The organism is Komagataeibacter sp. FNDCR2, from assembly GCF_021295395.1.
In the GTDB taxonomy this organism is placed as follows: domain Bacteria; phylum Pseudomonadota; class Alphaproteobacteria; order Acetobacterales; family Acetobacteraceae; genus Komagataeibacter.
Genome location: NZ_JAIWOU010000001.1, coordinates 2079131 through 2099081, shown reverse-complemented (window position 1 = coordinate 2099081; position 19951 = coordinate 2079131). Strand labels below are relative to the sequence as shown.

General features: G+C 65.4%; 17 protein-coding genes. 3 read left to right on the top strand and 14 right to left on the bottom strand.

Annotation, left to right across the window (positions count from 1 at the left end; genetic code table 11):
- Positions 1-55: 55 nt before the first annotated feature.
- The 9 genes from LDL28_RS09965 to hrcA all read right to left on the bottom strand — a co-directional run bounded on the left by LDL28_RS09965 (position 56) and on the right by hrcA (position 11408).
- A complete protein-coding gene (locus LDL28_RS09965; protein ID WP_233058405.1) occupies positions 56-1435 on the bottom strand; it encodes an ATP-binding protein in 1380 nt (459 codons plus the stop codon).
- A gap of 8 nt (positions 1436-1443) precedes the next feature.
- On the bottom strand, positions 1444-2217 hold the full coding sequence (locus LDL28_RS09960) for a response regulator transcription factor (protein WP_233059261.1): 774 nt from the start codon (positions 2215-2217) through the stop codon (positions 1444-1446).
- Between the two features lie 187 nt (positions 2218-2404).
- Entirely contained in the window at positions 2405-3799 is a 1395-nt protein-coding gene (locus tag LDL28_RS09955; RefSeq protein WP_233058404.1) for a hypothetical protein, read from the bottom strand.
- A gap of 33 nt (positions 3800-3832) precedes the next feature.
- Positions 3833-4603: a MotA/TolQ/ExbB proton channel family protein gene (locus LDL28_RS09950; RefSeq protein WP_233058403.1), complete on the bottom strand. Its 771-nt coding sequence runs from the start codon at positions 4601-4603 to the stop codon at positions 3833-3835.
- Between the two features lie 82 nt (positions 4604-4685).
- Entirely contained in the window at positions 4686-5036 is a 351-nt protein-coding gene (locus LDL28_RS09945) for a hypothetical protein (RefSeq protein ID WP_233058402.1), read from the bottom strand.
- 230 nt (positions 5037-5266) lie between these two features.
- A protein-coding gene (gene prfB / locus LDL28_RS09940; RefSeq protein WP_233058401.1) for a peptide chain release factor 2 occupies positions 5267-6398 on the bottom strand; the annotation gives its coding sequence in 2 pieces (ribosomal slippage) (positions 5267-6328 and positions 6330-6398; 1131 coding nt in all).
- 65 nt (positions 6399-6463) lie between these two features.
- Entirely contained in the window at positions 6464-9028 is a 2565-nt protein-coding gene (locus LDL28_RS09935; protein WP_233058400.1) for a penicillin-binding protein 1A, read from the bottom strand.
- Between the two features lie 232 nt (positions 9029-9260).
- A complete protein-coding gene (locus tag LDL28_RS09930) occupies positions 9261-10163 on the bottom strand; it encodes an aldo/keto reductase (RefSeq protein ID WP_233058399.1) in 903 nt (300 codons plus the stop codon).
- Positions 10164-10328: 165 nt separating this feature from the next.
- Positions 10329-11408, bottom strand: coding sequence for a heat-inducible transcriptional repressor HrcA (hrcA, locus tag LDL28_RS09925; protein WP_370636305.1), 1080 nt, complete (start codon positions 11406-11408; stop codon positions 10329-10331).
- Positions 11409-11552: 144 nt separating this feature from the next.
- Here hrcA and rph point away from each other — a divergent pair, with 144 nt between their 5' ends.
- The gene (gene rph / locus LDL28_RS09920) at positions 11553-12281 is read left to right on the top strand and encodes a ribonuclease PH (protein ID WP_233058397.1); all 729 of its coding nucleotides are present in this window, start codon (positions 11553-11555) and stop codon (positions 12279-12281) included.
- Positions 12278-12895 carry an RdgB/HAM1 family non-canonical purine NTP pyrophosphatase gene (gene rdgB / locus LDL28_RS09915; RefSeq protein WP_233058396.1) on the top strand — a complete coding sequence of 206 codons (618 nt, stop codon included), beginning with the start codon at positions 12278-12280 and terminating at the stop codon, positions 12893-12895. Before rph ends, rdgB begins: the two co-directional genes overlap by 4 nt.
- 77 nt (positions 12896-12972) lie before the next feature.
- On the opposite strand, the gene LDL28_RS09910 is transcribed toward rdgB, so the two are convergent.
- The 4 genes from LDL28_RS09910 to truB all read right to left on the bottom strand — a co-directional run bounded on the left by LDL28_RS09910 (position 12973) and on the right by truB (position 18146).
- Positions 12973-14391 (bottom strand): nitronate monooxygenase family protein, encoded by a 1419-nt coding sequence (locus LDL28_RS09910; RefSeq protein WP_233058395.1) that lies wholly within the window; start codon positions 14389-14391, stop codon positions 12973-12975.
- Positions 14392-14486: 95 nt separating this feature from the next.
- On the bottom strand, positions 14487-16625 hold the full coding sequence (gene pnp / locus LDL28_RS09905; RefSeq protein ID WP_233058394.1) for a polyribonucleotide nucleotidyltransferase: 2139 nt from the start codon (positions 16623-16625) through the stop codon (positions 14487-14489).
- Between the two features lie 300 nt (positions 16626-16925).
- Positions 16926-17195 (bottom strand): 30S ribosomal protein S15, encoded by a 270-nt coding sequence (gene rpsO, locus LDL28_RS09900; RefSeq protein ID WP_025812833.1) that lies wholly within the window; start codon positions 17193-17195, stop codon positions 16926-16928.
- A gap of 30 nt (positions 17196-17225) precedes the next feature.
- Positions 17226-18146: a tRNA pseudouridine(55) synthase TruB gene (gene truB, locus LDL28_RS09895; protein ID WP_233058393.1), complete on the bottom strand. Its 921-nt coding sequence runs from the start codon at positions 18144-18146 to the stop codon at positions 17226-17228.
- 257 nt (positions 18147-18403) lie between these two features.
- Between truB and LDL28_RS09890 the strand changes: the two genes are divergently transcribed.
- Positions 18404-19375 carry an MlaD family protein gene (locus tag LDL28_RS09890; RefSeq protein WP_233058392.1) on the top strand — a complete coding sequence of 324 codons (972 nt, stop codon included), beginning with the start codon at positions 18404-18406 and terminating at the stop codon, positions 19373-19375.
- Positions 19376-19514: 139 nt separating this feature from the next.
- Here the strand turns inward: LDL28_RS09890 and rbfA are convergent, their stop codons facing one another.
- Positions 19515-19928 (bottom strand): 30S ribosome-binding factor RbfA, encoded by a 414-nt coding sequence (gene rbfA, locus LDL28_RS09885; protein ID WP_370636384.1) that lies wholly within the window; start codon positions 19926-19928, stop codon positions 19515-19517.
- Between the last annotated feature and the right edge of the window lie 23 nt (positions 19929-19951).

Below are 19951 nucleotides of genomic sequence, written 5' to 3'. Positions count from 1 at the left end.
CCCAGTCCTGTTATATGATCGACCCGGCGGCAAATCCAACCCCAGGCGGTCGCGTTTAGGCGCCCTGCCGTATCACGGCATTGCGGGGCAGGACAATTTCGGCGCACAAACCGCCCTGTGGCCGGTTGAACAGGCGGAACTGTCCGCCGTCCCGCGCCACCTCGCGGCTGACGATCGCAAGCCCCAGCCCCAGCCCGCCCGTACTGCGCGAACGCGAGCCTTCCACACGGTAGAAGGGCGTGGTGACACGACCGATCTCGGCCTCCGGCAGGCCGGGGCCGTCATCCTCCACGCGGATGCACAGCGCATGCTCCGTCACCCGCAGGCTGACATGGGCGTTGCCCCCATAGTTCACGGCATTGTCAATCAGATTGCCCATCACCCGCTTCATGGCCAGCGGGCGCACCACGGCCTGCGCCTGATCGGGGCCGTCATAGGTCACATCGCGGCCCTGATCGGCTTCGTCATCCACCCGTGTCGCGAGAATCGAGGCCACGTTGACCGGGCGCGCGGGTTCGGGATCCTTCTCCCCCGACAGATAGGCCAGCACCCCCGCGATCATGGCCTCCATTTCCGTGACATCGGCCTCGATTTCCTGCTGGGCCGCCGGGTCGTCCAGGAATCCGGCGCGCAGCCGCAGGCGGGCCAGCGGCGTGCGCAGGTCATGCGATACGGCGGCCAGGGCTTCGGTGCGGTCGGTGATCAGGCGGTTGATGCGATCCTGCATCTTGTTGATGGCATGGGCGAGGTACCGCACCTCACGCGGACCCTTGTCGGCCAGCGGCACCCACCGGCCCGAGCCGACCGTATCGGCCACATCGGCCAGCGCGCGCAGCGGCATGCTCAATGCGCGCACCAGCATCCCCGCCGCCAGCAGCACGGCCCCCGCCAGAATCGCCGCCGAGAGCAGGCCGCGCCGCATGTGGTGGGGTTGCAGGATGTCCGGGGCCAGAAACCCCATGTAACTGCCATCGGGCAGGCGCAGCGTGCCGCGCACGTCCGTCGTCTCGGCTATGGTGCCCGACAGGTTCAGCGCATCGCCCTGCAGGGCGGTCAGCGGTCCCGCCATGCGGTCATGCAGCTTGCGCAGCGAGGGGGATTCCCCCTTCATCATCCCCTGCTGCGTCTGGGTGCGCCAGTCCACCGTCAGATCCCCGGTGGAAAGCATGGCCGCCAGCACCATGCGCTGCGATGTGGGGGTGGCGGCCAGCACGCGGGCGTCGATCACCAGCCGCTCCCCCACCTGTTCCAGCTGGGCGTCGTCTATGGTGTAGGTCTCGGCTTCCTCATAAAAAACGGAACTGCCGATAAAGACGAGCGCCACCGCCGCCAGCAGCACGAACATGACGCGCCCGACCAGCCCGCGCGGCCACAGCGTGATGCGCCGCGTCACGGGAACCGCCGGACGCGCCGGCGGCGTCGCATCCTGCCCCATGTCGCGCGTCAGACCCGTTCGACCTCGGCGGTAAAGATATATCCCATGCCGCGCACGGTGCGGATCAGGCCATCCGAATCCGGCCCCAGCTTGCGGCGCAGGCGGCTGACCAGCACGTCCACGCTCCGGTCCGACACATCGCCCAGCCGGGTGCGCGAGAGTTCAAGCAGCCGGTCACGCCCGATCACGCGCTGCGGATTGTCCAGAAAGCTGGTGAGCAGGTCGTGTTCGGCCCCCGATATTTCCACGGCACTACCCGCCGGGTCGGTCAGTTCCCGCCGCCTCAGATCCAGCGTCCAACCGGAAAAGCGCACGGTTTCCTTGCGCGGGCGCCCGGCGCTGGGCGTGGTGACCCCGCCGCCGCGCCGCCGCAGCACCGCGCGTACCCGCGCCAGCAGTTCCTTCTGGCCAAAGGGCTTGGGGACGTAATCATCGGCCCCCAGTTCCAGCCCCTGCACGCGGTCCAGTTCCTCGCCGCGCGCGGAGACGATAATAACCGGCACTTCCCTCAGCGGCTGCTCATCGGGGCCAAGGGGATCGGCGCGCGCGCGCAGGCTGCGGCACAGGTCAAGCCCGTTGGTGCCCGGCAGCATGACATCCAGAATGATGAGGTCGGCTGCCTGCACCTTCAGCGCATCCCACATTTCCGGCCCCCCCTGCACACCCCGCACCCGGTAGCCGTCGCCCTGCAGCGCACGGACGATCAGGGTGCGCATGCCGGGGTCATCTTCCACCACCAGGATACGGGCGGGCAGATCGGCGGTGGCGGGTATCTGTGTCATTCTCTCGGCCATGTTCGTGTTCGGGGCAGTCATGACGCCATTCAAGCGACAGCAGCAGCATATCCAACGCATCGGGGCGGGATAAGACCATCGTTCATGTCATAAAATGTCTGTCCCGCCCGGGCCTGAAACCATAACGGGGCGCCGGATCCCTCCGACGCCCCGCCAGTCGTGACACGCTGGCCGTTCAGTGCGCGGCGGGGGCGGCGCCCAGTTTCAGCACCCAGAACTGCGCGATGTCGCGCGCGCCATTGGTGCCGCCCACGCTGTCGAGCGTGGCGATGGCATCCGCCTTCTGCCCGGCTGCGGCCTGCGCCAGGCCCAGATGCAGGCGGCCGATGTTCACATCCGTGGGGGCCTTGGCGAGCCCCTGCTTCATCAGGGCCAGCCCCTTGTCCGCCTGACCGGACAGGACATAGTTGTACCCCGCCGTCAGCATCGCATTGCCCGTGGTGGCCTGCGCCGCCGTGGTGTCCAGCGCCGCCTTGGCCTGCGTCGCGTTCTGACTCACCAGCGCCTTCAGGCGGTCCGTGCGCGGGGCATTGGCGTCATGACCCAGCACGCCGCTGGCATAACCCTGATTGAGGATATCCAGCCCCAGTTGCGGCAGTCCGGCCTGCAGGGCCAGTTCGGCGATATCCATATATTCGGCCGAGGTCTTGACCAGCCCGGCCTCCAGCCGCACGCGGTCGATATCCAGCCGCAGGGCGGGCGCCATGTTCGGGTTGCTCAGCACGGAATGGACCACCTGCGCCCAGTAATCCGGCTTGGGGTAATAGGTGGCGAGCTGGACATAGGTGTGGGTCAGGCCCGCATTGTCACGCAACTGCGCCTGACAGGCGGCAAGAAGCTGGAGCTGGTTTTCCGTCGGCTTGCCACCCGCCTTGATCGCGGCGTCGATCTGCGCCTGCTGCACGCGCGCCGCGTTGGCGAAATCATGTTGCAGGTAATAGGACTGGATCAGGATGGTCAGCATCTGCGGGTTCTTGCCGCCCGCCTTGATGTATTTCTCCGTCACGGCAATGGCCTGCGGATAATTCTTTGCGGTAAAGGCCATGCTGCCTTCGGCCAGCGCCATCTGTTCCTTTGTCGCCGCCGGGGTGCGGGGGGATGCGATCAGCCTGTCATAGGCCGAGATCGCCACCGGAACATTGCCGGACTGCGCGGCAACGGCGGCGCGCATCTGCTCGATGGTGTAGGATTCGTAATCGCTCTTGCCCGCGACCTTGTCCGCTTCATCAATCGCCGTCATGGCCTGCGGGTATTTATGGGCGGCCAGCGCGGTCTGGGCCTGCTGGAGCGCCGTGCCCACCTGCTGCCCCAGCACATCGGCCGCATGCGCGGCCTGCGGCGGCAGGGCCGTCACGCCCGCCAGCGCCACCGTCATGACCCCGGCCAGCAGGCGCCCCTGCCGCCGGAACAGCGATTTGGATGTGATGTTTTTCAACTGGATATCCTTCCATGAACGGGTCATGGCCCGAGTGATCGGCCAGGGCGTCACGATGGACCCGCGCCGCCCATCAATCAATCCGCCGCCCGACCCGAACACGGCAGGCCACGCCATGCGTGCCTGCCGTGCCATAACCTGAACGCGGATCACATATGGTCTGAAAATCTATTCCGCCACGTCGTGCGATTCATGGCGGTAGCCGCCAATCAGGATCGACTGCACATCCGCCGCGAAGTCACGCACCTCATCCATCGCGCCCTTGTTGCGGCGCACCAGCATGTTGTAGCCCAGCACCGCCGGCACCGCGGTGCCAAGGCCGATGGCAGTCATGATCAGGGATTCACCCACCGGACCGGCCACCTTGTCGATCGAGGCCTGCCCCGCGATGCCGATGGCCGTCAGCGCGTGGTAGATGCCCCAGACCGTGCCGAACAGACCCACGAACGGCGAGGTGGACCCCACCGTCCCAAGGAAGGCAAGCCCGCCCTGCAGGCGGTTCTGGATGAAGTCCACCGAGCGCTGGATGGACATCGAGGTCCACGAATGCAGGTCGATGGATTCCTGCATCGTGCCTTCATGGTGTTCGGCGGCCTTGATGCCGCTATCGGCGATATAGCGGAACGGGGATGCGGTATCGAGCTGGGCCGCGCCCTGGCGTATGTCGGCCGCCTGCCAGAATTTCGCCTTCACTTCCTTCGCCGCCTTCATCATGCGGGCCTGTTCGACGAATTTGGACAGCATGATGTACCATGTCCCGACAGACATCACGACCATGATCAGCAGCACGGTGCGGGCGATGAAGTCACCATTCGTCCACAACGCTTCCAGCCCGTACGGGTTGGCTTCGGCCGCGCCGCCGGTTTTTGCGTACGCAAACGCCGGCAGTGCGGTCAGCAGCGCGGCTGCGACGGCAATATTACGATGGTGTCGGGTCATTTACATGAAATCCTCTGACGAATAAGGCCACGCTCGGGCCTGCAAATCCTGGTTGCCATCTGACCAGCCCGGACATTGAAAATCAATCCGCCTGTATCGAATTCGGAACAATTTCCGGCTGATGCACACGCCTGTCACGCCCGATATGCGGTGCGGGAATGACGGGAACCACCGGCTGGATCATGACCGGGGGCCCAAGCCGGGGGGCTGGCGGCGCGGCGGGCAGCGGTTCACGGATAATCCGGACAGTCAGGGGCGGCAGCGGACGGTAGGGGGTGGGGAACATGGGCGTGGCCTTGGGGCGCAGCCCGTAGGCCAGCACCGACACGGCGACGACATGAATGAGGACGATCACGCCAATGATACGCACATATGGCGTGCGTCGCCGCTGCCGCGCCGCGTAATCCATCCCCATGACTTCGTCAGACCACATGCCGTTCCCGTTTCCCCGCCGCCACGCGACACCCCGCGCGTGGCCTGCCCGCCATTGATTGCCAGAGCGTGAATTGGGCGTGGTCGGGCCATGCGTGTCAAGCATGTTATGCGGCAGTTACGAAACAAATTTATTATTACGTAACAATGATCCGACCCGGAACATAAAAAAAACCCGCGACCAGGGGCCGCGGGTGGAAAACAGGGGTACGGGGCCGCTCACTGGCCCGCTCACTGGGCCTGGGCGCTGGCCTCCGACCGGGTGGCCCCGACACGGGCCGCGAGTGCCGCGGCCATGAAGTCGTCGATATCCCCATCCAGAATGGCGTCGGGATTGGTTTTCTCGACATTGGTGCGCAGATCCTTGACCAGCTGGTAGGGCGCAAGGACGTAGGAGCGGATCTGGTGCCCCCAGCCGATATCGGTCTTGTTCGCCTCGGTCTGGGCGGCGGCGGCCTCGCGCTTTTGCAGTTCCTGCTCGTACATACGCGCCTTGAGCATGGTCATGGCGGTGGCGCGGTTGCGGTGCTGCGAGCGGTCGGTCTGGCAGGCCACCACGATGCCCGTGGGGATGTGGGTGATGCGGATGGCCGATTCCGTCTTGTTGACATGCTGGCCGCCCGCGCCCGAGGCACGGAACGTATCGACCCGCAGGTCGGCCTCGTTGATCTCGATCTCGATGGAATCGTCCACCACCGGATAGACCCATACGGATGCGAACGAGGTCTGCCGCCGCGCCGCCGCGTCGAATGGGGAGATACGGACCAGCCGGTGCACGCCCGCCTCGGTCTTGAGCCAGCCATAGGCGTTGGGGCCGGAAACCTGGATGGTGGCGGACTTGATGCCGGCCTGCTCGCCCTCCGAGCTTTCCATCATCGTGACCTTGTAGCCATGCTGCTCGGCCCAGCGGGTGTACATGCGCAGCAGCATCTCCGCCCAGTCCTGCGCCTCCGTCCCGCCTGCGCCCGCATTGACTTCCAGATAGCAGTCATTGCTGTCCGCCTCACCCGAAAGCAGGCTTTCCGTCTCACGGCGCTTGGCTTCTTCCGCCAGGGCCCGCAGCGCGCCGACCGCCTCGGCCACGACGGCCTCGTCGCCTTCCATCTCCGCCAGTTCAACCAGTTCGAGCGTATCGTTCACATCGGTTTCAAGCCGCTGCACGCCCTCGATCTGGTTGGCCAGCATCGTACGCTCGCGCATGAGTTTCTGCGCGGCTTCCGAATCGTTCCACAGTTCGGGGTCTTCGGCCCGGTTGTTCAGTTCCGCGAGGCGGTCGATTGCGACATCCCAGTCAAAGATGCCTCCTCAGCAGCGCCACCGACTGCTTGATCTGGTCGTTCAGGGCCTCTGTCTCGGCGGACATGGGCTTGCTCCTTGGTCAACGGTAAACTGTTCGGGCATGCACGCCGTCATGCCCGGCAATGGGCGTCAATACAGCCCGCCCATGCCGATGTCACCCCCGGAAACGGGGGCCACGACCGGACCGGACGGGACCACGGGCTGCCCCGCCGAGGTCGCCCCCGCGACAGGGGCGGCGGGATTGCCGGGGCTGGCCGCCATGTCATTCTCGGAATCAGGCATGTTCTCGGCCCCGGTATCCGCCGCGGTCAGCGCCGTGCCGGACCCCGCCCCCAGATCGACGCTCACGCCGGGCGCCTGGCCTGGCTTGAAGGCATCGATCGCCATGCCCATGCCCGTATCGTAACGGGCAAGCTGCACGCCTTCGGGCACGGGAAAGTCAAGACGCGGGCGGTCGGCCAGCGCCACCTTCATCACCTGGTTCCAGATCGGACCGGCAATGACGCCACCCGTCTCGTTCTTGCCCAGAGATTGCGGGGTATCATACCCGATCCACACCACCGTCACCAGATCGGGGGAGAAACCGGCAAACCATGCATCATTGAAATCCTGGCTGGTGCCGGTCTTGCCCGCGATGGGGCGGTCGATGCCCGCGCCCGCATGCACGCCGGTGCCCCGGCGCACGACATCCTGCATCATCGTCACGATCTGGCTGGCGCTGGCGGCGGAGACGACCTGCGGGCGGGTATCGGCCATCTGCGGCCCGGTCGCGGGGGCGCCGTCGGGCTGCCATGCCAGTCCCTCGGGCCGCCACAGGACGTTGCCATTGCGGTCCTTGATGTCGTCAATCAGGGTGGGCGTCACCAGCCGGCCGCCATTGGCGATGGTGGCATAGGCCCCGGCCTCGCGCATTACGGTGGTTTCCACCGCGCCCAGGGCCGCGGGCAGCACCAGCGGCATGGAGTGGACAAGGCCAAGGCTCTGCGCCAGACCAGCCACGGGTTTCATGCCGATCTGGGCGGCGAGGCGGATCGTGACGAGATTGCGCGATTCACGCAGCGCGTCATGCAGCGTGGTGGGGCCCCAGAAATCCTTTTCATAGTTATTGGGGTGCCATTCGCCGTAGCTTACAGGTGAATCATCGAATTTCTGGGACGGCGAAATCCCGTTTTCCATCGCCGCCAGATAGACGAACGGCTTGAACGACGAACCCGGCTGGCGCGCCGCCTGTGTCGCGCGGTTGAACTGCGAGGCCTTGAACGACCACCCCCCCACCATCGCCACGACGCGCCCGGTGCGGACATCGACGCTGGCCAGCGCACCCTCCACCTGCGGCACCTGCCGCACGGCCACGCCGCCGCCAGCGGCCAGCGGCTCGATCATGATGACATCGCCGGTCTGGAAGCCCTTGCCCGTATGCATCCACGCACGCTCGCGCGCGGGCAGTTCCCCCGTATGGGGCACGGCGGGATCATGCCCTTCCAGCCAGCCCACGCGGCCCGTGGCGGCGGACAGCACCACCGCCACGCGCCACTGTTCCAGCATGGCGGGCGGCGGCGTTACATGCGCAAGCATGCCCGCCCAGTCCCCGCCCACGTCGGCCGCGTCGATATGCGTGAACGCGCCGCGCCAGCCGCCATGCGCGCGGTCATAGCGCATCAGGCCCTCGCGCAGCGCCGTGGTGGCCGCCTGCTGCAGGTGGGAATCAAGCGATGTATGGACCGAAAGCCCCCCTTCCATCGTGGTGCCGATGCCGTAGCGTTCGATCAGTTCGCGGCGGACTTCCTCGGCAAACCATTCGGAGCCGGGCACCGGGCCGGGGCGGGTGAAATTGGCCGGGACCAGCGGTTCCTGCTGGGCGGCGCGCGCTTCCTCGGGGGTGATGTCGTGCAGGTCGGCCATACGGTCCAGCACCCAGTTGCGCCGGTTGGTCGCCGCCTGCACGAAGCGGTGCGGGTTATAGTTGGTGGGCGATTTGGGCAGCGCGCCCAGAAAGGCGGCCTCGGCATTGTCAAGCTGGTCGAGCGGCTTGTTGAAATAGGTCTGCGCCGCGGCGCCGATACCGTAGGCGCCTTCGCCCAGATAGATCTCGTTGAGGTAGATTTCGAGAATCTGTTCCTTGCCCAGCGTCTGCTCCAGCCGCATCGCCAGCAGGGCTTCCTTGATCTTGCGGTCCATCGACACCGCATTCGAGCCGAGCAGCATGATGCGCGCGACCTGCTGCGTGATGGTGGACGCCCCGATGGGGCGGTGCTTGGTGCCGTGCATCATCATGTCGGTCACGCCCGCGCGCAGGATCGCCAGCGGATCGACCCCGCCATGGGTGAAGAATTTCTGGTCCTCGGCGGCAAGGAAGGCGCTGCGCACGCGCACGGGAATGGCGCTGTAGGGCACGAATATGCGGCGCTCGGCCGCCAGTTCGGCCATGACCTGATCCTCACCGGAATACAGGCGGCTCATCACCGGCGGCTGGTAGGTGCGCAGGCCATCGACAGTGGGCAGGCCCTCGCTCAGGCGTTCATATTCGCGCCACGCCACCACGCCCCCCACGCCGCCGCCCAGCAGCACCACGGCCAGCGTGGTGCCGGCCAGCCAGCGCACCATCCGGTAGCGGGGACGACGGGGGCCACCAGCACCCGACCGGGAGGGTTCATCCATCCGGCCATCGCGGCCTGATCCGTCAGCAAGCGTCATCCGGTATCCAGTAGGGAAAGAAAAGGGCCGTTCTGTGTCGAAGTCCCCTGTCTAGCATTGTCCGCCACCGCCGTCGCCCCTGATCCTGCCCCGCGCGTATCCGAAACCTGTGGAGACGTTTTGGGAAAGCTTTTTTCCAGAGGGCTCCGCAAAGACGCCGCCTTTAAAAAAAAAGGCGGCACCCAAAAAGTTTTATTCTTTTTTTATCAAAAGTTTATGGTCATTCAGCTTCTTAACGTCTTCCCGCGCCCACATTGTTCTGGCGGGCCCATTCGGCGCGGCCATCGTTATCAAGCTGGCGGAATTCCTCGTCACTCAGCACGATCTGGGCGGCGGCGGCGTTGTCGGCCACATGGTCCGGGTTGCCCGTACCGGGAATGGGCAGCATCACCGGCGCGCGGCGCAGCAGCCACGCAAGGGCGATCTGGCCGGGCTGGACACCCTTCTCGCGCGCCAGACGGGTCAGCAGCGTATCCCCCCTGGTCAGGCCACCGGCGGCAAGCGGCGCCCATGGGATGAAGCCGATATTCTCCCGCGTGCAGTAATCCAGCACATCTTCCGAATAACGGTTGACGAGGTTGAAACGGTTCTGGACCGTGGCGACGGGAAAATAGAGCCGCGCGCGCTCGACCATCTCCACGGTGACCTCCGACAGCCCGACATGGCGGATCAGCCCCTGCGCGCGCATGGTGGCGATCGCCTCGAACTGCTGTTCGGGCGTGCAGTCGGCCCCCACGCGGTGCAGTTGCCACAGATCGATGCGTTCGACACCCAGCCTGCGCATGCTCATCAGCACGCACTGGCGCAGATAGTCGGGATTACCCACCGGCTTCCAGATATTGGGTCCATGCCGCGTATGGCCGCCCTTGGTGGCGATGATGGTGTCGGGATAGGGATGCAGCGCCTCGCGGATCAGGTCCTCGCTGACGAAGGGCCCGTAAGCATCCGCCGTATCGACAAGATTGATGCCCAGTTCGGGCAGGCGGCGCAGGGTGGCCAGCGCTGCGGCACGATCGGGGGGATCGCCCCATATGCCGGGCCCGGTAATCCGCATGGCCCCGAACCCCAGCCGCGTGACCTCCAGGTCACCGCCGATCATGAACGATCCGGACCGCCTTGCATCGGGTGTGGGCATGTCATTTTCCTTCCAGCTTCAGGCGCGCCGGGGGCCGGACCGCATGCCGGGCCGGGCGCGCCACTGCCATACCGGCGCCATCGCGGGCGCCCTCCATACGGCAACATCTCCATACGGAAATATAATGACATGCGGTAAAGCGCGGTTGCATGCCCACGGCGCATTTCAGCCCAGCATGCGGCCGATCACCCGCGCGGTATAATCCACAACCGGAATGATGCGGGCATAGTTGATGCGGGTTGGCCCGATCACGCCAATCGCCCCCACGATGCGGTTGCTGTCCGTCCGCGCGGGCGCGACCACGACCGACATGCCCGCCATGCCGAACAGCCCGCTTTCCGCGCCGATGAAAATGCGCACCCCCTCGGACTCACGGGCCAGATCGAGCAGGCGCAGCATGGTTTCCTGCGTTTCCAGCCGCTCGAACAGCATCTGGATGGTGGTCAGGCGCTCGATCTCGGTCACATCGGCCAGCAGGCGGCCCTGCCCGCGAATGAACAGCGTGCCGCCGCGCTCATCCGCCCCGCTCCATGTGGCAAGGCCGCTGGCCACGACTTCCGCCGTCAGGTGATCGAGTTCATTGCGGTTGGCGGTCATGTCGTTGCTGACCGTCTCGCGCAGGCGGTCAAGGGTCTGGCCGGACAGGTGGGCGTTGAGGTAATTGCCCGCCTCCACCAGCGCGGAAGGCGGCAGACCCACGGGCGTCTCGATCACGCGGTTTTCCACCTGCCCGTCCGCGCTGACCAGAACCACCAGCGCGCGGCCCGGGCCCAGCGCCACGAATTCGATATGCTTGATGGTGGAACTGTCGCTCTTGGGGGCCATGACCAGCCCCGCGGCCGAAGACAGGCCCGACAGCATGGAAGACGCCTGCGCCAGCATGTCCTCCAGCGAACGGCCCTTTACATCCAGCGTGCCCGAGATGCTCTCGCGTTCCTCCTCGCTCAGGCTGCCGAACTGGAGCAGGCCATCGACAAACAGCCGGACCCCCTTTTCCGTCGGCAGGCGACCGGCGGAGGCATGGGGCGAGAACAGCAGCCCCGCATCGGTCAGGTCCGCCATGACATTGCGAATCGTCGCGGGCGAAAGCGACAGCGGCAGGCGCTGCGACAGCGTGCGCGACCCCATGGGTTCGCCCGTTTCGACATACTGTTCCACGATCTCGTGCAGGATCGCGGCGGAACGGGCGTCCAGTCCCGATAACAGGGCGGGCCGTGATGCCGGGGATCGGGTTTCCATCGCCATGCCTCCTGTACACAGTCATCTGCCCCGCGGAGAGCCCGCAGGCACGTCATTATAGCAGATCATTCCTTTCCCTGCCCACGCGGGACTGGCAATAGGAACGGGTTGCGGGTTATGCCGCCCCATCACAATGCGGAGTTAGCCCCCATGCGCCCATCGGGTCGTGCCATCGACGCCCTGCGTCCCGTCTCCATCCAGACCGGATTCGCCCGCCATGCGGAAGGTTCAGCCCTGATCCGCATGGGGGGGACCGAAGTCCTGTGCGCCGCCAGTATCGAAACCCGCGTGCCCCCGTTCCTGCGTGGCAAGGGCCAGGGCTGGGTCACGGCGGAATACGGCATGCTGCCCCGCGCGACCCATACCCGTGGCGGGCGCGAAGCCGCGAAAGGCAAACAGAGCGGCCGCACACAGGAAATCCAGCGCCTGATCGCGCGCTCCCTGCGCGCGGTGACGGATCTGAAGGCCATGGGCGAAATCTCGGTCACGGTGGACTGCGACGTGCTGAACGCCGATGGCGGCACGCGCTGCGCCGCCATTACCGGCGCATGGGTCGCGCTGCGTCTGGCGCTGGACAAGCTGGTGCGCGAGGGGGCGCTGGCCACACTCCCGCTCCGGGGGCAGGTGGCCGCCATTTCCTGCGGGCTGACGGGGGACGGGGCGGTCCTCGACCTTGATTACGCCGAAGACAGCACCGCCGGGGCCGACGCCAATTTTGTCCTGACCGCCGATGGCGGGATTGTCGAGATTCAGGGCACGGCGGAAAAAGACCCCTTTACCGAAGCCCAGTTCAACGCGCTGATGCGGCTGGCGCGCATGGGCACGGCGGAGCTGTTCCGCATCCAGACCACCACGGTCAAGCAGGCGCTCGCGGCATGAACACCCCCACCAACCGCCTGAGCCGTGGGGACACGCTGGTCCTCGCCACCCATAACCGGGGCAAGATTGCCGAATTCGCGGCCCTGCTGGCCGGGTATGGCATCCGTGTCGTATCGGCCGGTGAACTGTCCCTGCCCGAGCCGGAGGAAACGGCGGACAGCTTCACCGGCAATGCAGCACTCAAGGCGCTGGCGGCGGCACGGGCGGCCAACCTGCCCGCGCTGGCTGATGATTCGGGCTTCTGCGTCGCCGCGCTGGGGGGCGCGCCGGGCATTTTCTCGGCCCGCTGGGCAGGGCCGGAAAAGGATTATCCCGACGCCATGCGCCGTATCCATGACCGCATGGCAGACAATCCCGACCGCAGCGCCTGGTTTATCTCCGTCCTGTGCCTGGCCTGGCCCGATGGCCGCACCGAAAGCTTCGAGGGACGGATTGACGGGCATGTCATCTGGCCGCCACAGGGTGAAAACGGTCACGGTTATGACCCGATCTTCGCCCCCGGCACCGGCACGCGCAGCTTTGCCGATATGAGTGATGCGGAAAAGAACACCATAAGCCACCGCGCGCTGGCGTTCGCCCTGTTCCGGGAGCGCTGCCTGCCCGCCGCGAACTGAGCCGCATCCTGCGCCATCAGTAAAAAAAGGCTGGCATCCCTGCGGAGCCAGCCTTTTTTTGTCACTCCACCGGGGGGTCAGCGCCCGGTCATGATCCGTTCCACCAGTTCGCTCACGCTGGGCACGTAGCCATTGGCGTAAAGCGGATCGGTCGCGAAGCGCCACGCATTGGTGCCGCCGAACATGAGGTTATGGTCCATGACCTCATCCTGGTCCGGGCCATGGGCATGCGCCACCGCCTGGAGTGTTTTCTGGATGCAGTACGAACGCGGATCCGCCTTGTGCCCGTTGGAATAGGACGGGGGACGCTGCGACCAGTTGGAAAAGCGGCATTCCGACAGGCAGCCCATGCAGGCCCCCTGATCGGCCAGAATCTCACGCGCCTTTTCCGGGGTTACGAACACCAGCGTGTTATCCGGCGTGCGCATGGCCTCGGTATAGCCTTCGCCCATCCACAGCCGCGCGCGCTGCCCGTCGGTCGGGGTGACGTAAACCTGCCGCCCGCGCGCGCCGATGGCCAGCGCCATGGTGTGCGCGCCCAGTTCCTCGGGCGAGAAGGGAATCTGCCGCTCCGAACGCCCGCGCAGTTCGCCAAGGAAGGCGTTGTTCACGGCGGAGGAATAGAAACCCGTGGGCGAGAAGCGGTTCAGGAACACATCCCCCTTCTTCAGCGTCAGGAGGCGGCGCTTCCAGGAATCGGGAATGGGGCTTTCACGCGTCAGCAACGGACGGGTGCCGAACTGGAAAGCGATCGGCCCGAGTTCGGGATTGTCGATCCAGTCCTGCCATTCCTCCAGCCACCACACGCCACCGGCCATGATGATGGGCGTCTCATCCAGCCCGAAAGCCCGCATCTGCTTGCGCAGCGCCAGCACGCGGGGGAACGGGTCCTCCGGCGCCAGCGGGTTTTCGGTATTGGACAGGCCATTATGGCCACCCGCGCGCCAGGGGTCTTCGTACACCACCGCGCCCAGCAGGTCCGCCGCCTTGTGATAGGCCCGCCGCCACAGGGCGTTGAACGCCCGCGCGGAGGAAACGATGGGATAGTAGTGGATGCCAAACCGCGCCGCGATTTCGGACAGGCGGTACGGCATGCCCGCGCCGCAGGTCAGGCCCTGTATCAGCCCCGGCGCACCTTCCAGCACCCCGTTGATGACACGTTCCGCCCCACCCATTTCCCACAGGATATTGGCGTGGATACGTCCCCGCCCGCCCGCGATCTCATGGGCGATGCGCGCCTGGTCGATACCGCCGCGAATGGCGTAATCGACCAGTTCCTCGTGCCGTTCGCGCCGCGTCCTGCCGTGATATTCCTGCGGGATAACGTTGCCCTCGGCATCGTAGGAATCGGCATTCACGATCGAAACCGTGCCTGCCCCCCCGGCTGCGGCCCAGTGCCCGGCGGAGATGCCGGTTGAGATCGAGACGCCCTTCCCCCCCTCGACCAGGGGCAGAATATCCGTCCCACCCATTCGGATCGCATTGATCGGCTTCATCACCATTCCATCGTCATGTATCTGCCCGCGCGCAGGGGAAAAAACCCGCAGGCCCCCTGCGCGTCGGACCGTCTTATCGACCCGGCCGCCGCGTATCAGCGCGCGGCAGGCGCACGACCGGGCTTGGCGCCCACTGTCTCGGTAATGTCGGCGCCGGTTTCCTGATCGACCACGCGCATGGACAGCTTGACCTTGCCGCGATCGTCGAAGCCCAGAACCTTCACCTTCACCTCGTCCCCCTGCTTGACGACATCGGTCGTCTTGGAGACGCGGCCCTGCGCCAGTTCGGAGATGTGAACAAGACCGTCACGCGGGCCAAGGAAGTTCACGAACGCCCCGAAATCGGCGGTCTTCACCACCTTACCATTATAGATCTGGCCCACTTCGGGTTCGGCCACGATGCCACGGATCCGCTCGATGGCCTTTGTGGCCTGATCGTCGGAGGTCGCGGCGATCATGATCGTGCCGTCATCGTTGATATCGATCTTCGCACCCGAATATTCAACGATCTCACGAATGACTTTACCGCCCTGACCGATCACATCGCGGATTTTTTCCTTCGGCACGGAGATCGTGGTGATCTTCGGTGCGGAGGAGGACACATCCGAACGGCCTTCGGTCAGCGCCTTGGCCATCTCGCCCAGGATGTGCAGACGGCCCTGACGGGCCTGGCCCAGCGCGATCTTCATGATTTCAGGCGTGATGGACGTGATCTTGATGTCCATCTGCAGCGCGGTCACGCCCTGCTCGGTGCCAGCCACCTTGAAGTCCATGTCGCCCAGGTGATCCTCGTCGCCGAGGATGTCGGACAGCACGGCGAAATCGTCATCTTCCTTGATCAGGCCCATGGCGATACCGGCGACCGGGCGCTTGAGCGGAACGCCCGCGTCCATCAGCGCAAGCGAGGTGCCGCACACCGTGGCCATGGAGGAGGAGCCGTTGCTTTCCGTGATCTCGGAGACGACACGCATGGTGTACGGGAACGTATCCTTGCCCGGCAGCAGCGGGTGGATGGCGCGCCACGCCAGCTTGCCATGCCCGATTTCACGACGGCCCGGGGAACCCATGCGCCCGCACTCACCCACCGAGAAGGGGGGGAAGTTGTAGTGCAGCATGAAATTGGTGCGGTATTCGCCTTCCAGCGCGTCCACCACCTGCTCATCCTGCGCCGTGCCCAGCGTGGCGACAACCAGCGCCTGCGTCTCGCCACGGGTAAACAGGGCGGAGCCATGCGCGCGCGGCAGGATGCCGACTTCGGACACGATGGGGCGAATCGTTTCCAGATCACGCCCGTCGATGCGGTAGCCGGTGTCCAGCACCTCGGTGCGCACCACGTCGGCTTCCAGATCCTTGATCATCGGCTTGGCGGCGTCGGCGTCGGCCTCACCGATCTTGGCGAGGATCGCTTCACGCGCGGCGGCGACCTTCTTGTAACGCACCTGCTTGGCGCGTTCCTTGTAGGCTTCGGCGATCAGGGCGCGACCGGCCTTGTCCACCTTCTTGCGCAGCTTGATTTCCTCGGCCGTCGGCTCGGCCAGATCCCACGGCGCCTTGGCGGCACTCTCGGCCAGGTCGATGATCAGGTCGATCACCGGCTGGAAGGCTTCATGGCCGAAGGTCACGGCGCCCAGCATCACGTCCTCGGACAGTTCGCTGGCCTCGGACTCGACCATCAGCACGCCTTCGGCCGTTCCGGCCACGACCAGATCGAGGTCGCTGTCGCGGACCTGCGAAATGGTCGGGTTCAGGATGTACGCGCCATCGCTGTACCCCACGCGGGCGGCGGCAACCGGGCCGAAGAACGGAATGCCCGACAGCGTCAGCGCCGCCGAACAGCCGATCAGCGCCACGACCGCCGGATCATTTTCCATGTCATGGCTCAGCACGGTGGCCACGACCTGCACTTCGTTACGGAAGTTTTCGGGGAAGAGCGGCCGGATCGGACGGTCGATCAGGCGGGAGTTCAGGACCTCGGCCTCGCTCGGGCGGCCCTCACGCTTGAAGAAGCCACCGGGAATCTTGCCCGCGGCGTAGGCTTTTTCCTGATAGTTGACCGTAAGCGGGAAGAAATCCTGCCCCGGCTTTACGCTCTTGGCGCCGACAGCCGTGCACAGCACCACCGTATCGCCATAGGTGACAACCACCGCGCCATCGGCCTGACGGGCGATCTTGCCCGTTTCCAGCACCAGCGGACGACCGCCCCACTCGATTTCCTTGCGAAAATAATTGAACATCCAGACAAACCCTGTCCGTTGACTGCCGCAATGCTGGCGGGCCGGACGTGGGAACATATGATGGCAGCGCCTCGGACGGCATGGAGTGATGACGGCTCCGCCGCCAATACACCATGTGGCCTGAAACGCTGCGATCCGGTCCGGACATTTCCGCCGTTGCGTCGGCAGCGAGTTGATGGCGCCCGTTATGGACGCCTGAAAATATCCGACCGCGCCGGGCACGGGCATGACAGGGCATGCCCCGCGCCCGGACGGGCCGTGCGGGAACGCATTATGACCGCGTTCCCGCGGGGTCGCAAATCAGCGACGCAGGCCGAGGCGCTTGATCAGTGTTTCGTAGCGGCTCTGGTCCTTGCGCTTGACATAGTCCAGCAGGCGGCGGCGGCGACCGACCAGCATCAGCAGGCCACGGCGGGAATGGAAATCCTTCGCGTGGGTCTTGAGGTGATCGGTCAGGTTCACGATCCGCTCGGTCAGCAGGGCAACCTGCACTTCCGGTGAGCCCGTGTCCGTGGCGGCGGTCTGGTATTCGCCAATCAGCGCCGTGCGGCGTTCAGCAGTAATCGACATCGTTTTCTCCATTAAAGATTCAGGTTCGGTTCACAGCATGCGTACTGATCGCAGCCAGCCATCCACGGGGCGGCACAGCCCGACCACACGCGCCCCGTCCATTGCACGCACGACCCCGCTGCGGGGGTCGGTGTGCGCCGGCATCCGGTCCGCCAGAACGCCCAGGTCAAGTGCCTGGCCGTATGACAGGGCATCCGCTTCCTCACGTGTCAGGGCCAGCGCCGGGATGTCGGCCAGCGCGGTCGCGACCGGAAGGAGCAGATCCGGTGGAGCAGGCGCGTTGTCGGCGCTTGCGACAATTTTGTCCAGCACAATCGCATCGGATTCATCAAAAGGCCCGACCCTGAGCCGCCGCAGCGCCGCGACATGACCCACCGTGCCGCAGGCCAGCGCGATATCGCGCGCGAGGGCGCGCATGTACACCCCCTTGCCTGATTCCACCTCGAACACCGCCGTATCGGCATCGGGCCGGGCGATCAGTTCGAAGCGGTCGATCCGCGCGGGGCGCGGCGGCAGGTCGGGCGCGTTGCCCGCGCGCGCCATGTCATAGGAGCGTTTGCCCCCCACCTTCAGGGCGGAAAACACTGGCGGCACCTGCATGATGTCACCCCGGAACGCGCCCAGCGCGGCCTCGAACGCCGCGTTGTCGGGGCGGATGCCGGAGCGCGCGGTCACACTGCCCTCGGCGTCGTCACTGTCGCGCGCCTCGCCTATACGCAGGGTGAAATGGTAACGCTTCGTGCCGTCCATGATATAGGGCACGGTCTTGGTCGCCTTGCCCAGCGCCACGGGCAGCAGGCCGGTGGCCAGCGGGTCGAGCGTGCCGCCATGGCCCGCCTTGGCCGCATCGAACAGATAGCGCACGCGCCCGACAACCTGGGTGGAAGTCATGCCTGATGGCTTGTCGATCACAACCCAGCCGTCAAGCGGGCGTCCACGTTTGCGTCGCATTACTGGGCACCTTGCACCAATGGGGGGAATGCCGTGCGTTTAGACGAGGCACGCAGGCACGGCAATGCCCCATTCCGTCCAGGGGGCTGGCCGCCACGCGCGCGCGTGATAGATTTAAGCTGAGAGGGACACATGCCTGCCATCACCCTACCCCGCTTTGCCAGCCGGGAATGAGATGCCATCCTGTAACAAACAGGCGCATGGATACCGTGTTCCTCAAATGTTTTTTATTCTGCGTCTAGGGAGAGCTGAACACCATGGCTGAACGGCAGACCACGGTCGGTGCATTTGTGTTGGGTGGGGCCCTCCTTGGTGTGACGGCCATTGCGCTGTTTGGAAAATTTCATCCCTTCTCTCCCACCAGTCAGGCCGTTGTCGTGTTCGATGGTCCGGTCAACGGGCTGGGTGTGGGGGCGCCGGTTACATTCAACGGCGTACAGGTCGGGCATGTGGAACGCATTACCGTCCAGTTCGATCCCGCCACCCATCAGGCCTATATTCCCGTCACGCTGGAGCTTGAGGCCAACCGCGCCCATATGGCGGGCGATCACGGCAAGGACCTGAACGCCAGGGAACTGCCCAAGCTGGTTGAAAACGGCCTGCGCGCGGAACTGCATATGCAGAGCTTCGTCACGGGACAGGAAGAAATCGACCTGACCTTCGACCCCGGCGTGCCCGCGCGCCTGCATCCCGGCCTGAGCGCGCTGACCGAAATCCCGGCCCGGGAATCGGAAATGCAGAAGCTGACCGATGCCCTGACGGCGCTTCCGCTCAAGAACATCGCCAACAACGCGGACAGCATGCTGGTCAGCATCCGCACCCTGGCCGACAGGCTGGACAAGGATCTGCCACCGCTGCTGGATAGCGTGCATTCCACATCCGACCACACGCGGGTGACGGTGGACACCGCGACCGATGCGATCCGGGATCTTGACCATCGTCTGGATACGACCCTGACCTCCATCAACCATCTGGCCGATACCGGCACGGCGCAGCTCGATGCACGCGGGGGTGAGCTGCATACCCTGCTGGTCAATTCGAACGAGACGGTGACCGAGGCCCGGGGCGCACTGGCCGGACTGCACGACATTACGGCGCCCAGTTCCGCCGACAGGTCCAATATCGATTCGTCGCTGCGCGATCTCGCCGCCGCCGCCGCCGCCCTGCGCGGTTTTGCCACCGATGTGGAACGCAACCCGCAACTGCTGCTGATGGGACGTCGCAACTGAACCGCCGCGACCCGCGGAACATGACGAAAAGGCCGGTCCGGCATGATGCCGGACCGGCCTTTTCAAATTCATCGCACCTGGTTTGCCGCTAATGGACCAGCCGGAAGGCTGTTTTCAAAAGGCGGCGCCCGGAAATTTTTCAGGAGTCCAGATCGCGTTTGACTTCCGGCTGGCGCAGCATGTTATCGACCTCCATTGCATAATCCAGCGCCGTATCGGGCTGGAAATGCAGGTCGGGCACACCACGCAGCCGGAGCGCATGGGACAGGCGCGTGCGCAGGAACGGGGTCACGCGCTTGAGCGCGGGCAGGAGTTCCGCCACGTCGCTCCGGCCCAGACGCGCCACGAATACCGTGGCATGCTTCAGGTCGGGCGAAATCCGCACCTCTGTTACCGTAATGCGCACATCGGCCAGTTCCGGATCCCGGAACTCGATGCGGGCGAACATTTCCGCCAGTGTCCGGCGTACTTCTTCCGCTACGCGCAACTGGCGCTGCGAGGGACCTGATGCGCCATGGCCGGCAAGTTTCCCTGCCGGCCCACTCTCGCTCATCCCTTTTCTGGATGAATTACGGC

What these genes read in the sequence shown, in the direction of transcription:
- LDL28_RS09955 (WP_233058404.1), bottom strand. Translation starts at nt 3,799, where the DNA reads ATGGCACGGCAGGCACGCATGGCGTGGCCTGCCGTGTTCGGGTCGGGC.
- rpsO (WP_025812833.1), bottom strand. Translation starts at nt 17,195, where the DNA reads ATGTCGATTACTGCTGAACGCCGCACGGCGCTGATTGGCGAATACCAG.
- LDL28_RS09910 (WP_233058395.1), bottom strand. Translation starts at nt 14,391, where the DNA reads ATGAAGCCGATCAATGCGATCCGAATGGGTGGGACGGATATTCTGCCC.
- LDL28_RS09890 (WP_233058392.1), top strand. Translation starts at nt 18,404, where the DNA reads ATGGCTGAACGGCAGACCACGGTCGGTGCATTTGTGTTGGGTGGGGCC.
- rbfA (WP_370636384.1), bottom strand. Translation starts at nt 19,928, where the DNA reads ATGAGCGAGAGTGGGCCGGCAGGGAAACTTGCCGGCCATGGCGCATCA.
- pnp (WP_233058394.1), bottom strand. Translation starts at nt 16,625, where the DNA reads ATGTTCAATTATTTTCGCAAGGAAATCGAGTGGGGCGGTCGTCCGCTG.
- hrcA (WP_370636305.1), bottom strand. Translation starts at nt 11,408, where the DNA reads ATGGCGATGGAAACCCGATCCCCGGCATCACGGCCCGCCCTGTTATCG.
- rdgB (WP_233058396.1), top strand. Translation starts at nt 12,278, where the DNA reads ATGAACACCCCCACCAACCGCCTGAGCCGTGGGGACACGCTGGTCCTC.
- rph (WP_233058397.1), top strand. Translation starts at nt 11,553, where the DNA reads ATGCGCCCATCGGGTCGTGCCATCGACGCCCTGCGTCCCGTCTCCATC.
- LDL28_RS09945 (WP_233058402.1), bottom strand. Translation starts at nt 5,036, where the DNA reads ATGTGGTCTGACGAAGTCATGGGGATGGATTACGCGGCGCGGCAGCGG.
- LDL28_RS09965 (WP_233058405.1), bottom strand. Translation starts at nt 1,435, where the DNA reads ATGGGGCAGGATGCGACGCCGCCGGCGCGTCCGGCGGTTCCCGTGACG.
- LDL28_RS09960 (WP_233059261.1), bottom strand. Translation starts at nt 2,217, where the DNA reads ATGACACAGATACCCGCCACCGCCGATCTGCCCGCCCGTATCCTGGTG.
- LDL28_RS09935 (WP_233058400.1), bottom strand. Translation starts at nt 9,028, where the DNA reads ATGACGCTTGCTGACGGATCAGGCCGCGATGGCCGGATGGATGAACCC.
- LDL28_RS09930 (WP_233058399.1), bottom strand. Translation starts at nt 10,163, where the DNA reads ATGCCCACACCCGATGCAAGGCGGTCCGGATCGTTCATGATCGGCGGT.
- truB (WP_233058393.1), bottom strand. Translation starts at nt 18,146, where the DNA reads ATGCGACGCAAACGTGGACGCCCGCTTGACGGCTGGGTTGTGATCGAC.
- LDL28_RS09950 (WP_233058403.1), bottom strand. Translation starts at nt 4,603, where the DNA reads ATGACCCGACACCATCGTAATATTGCCGTCGCAGCCGCGCTGCTGACC.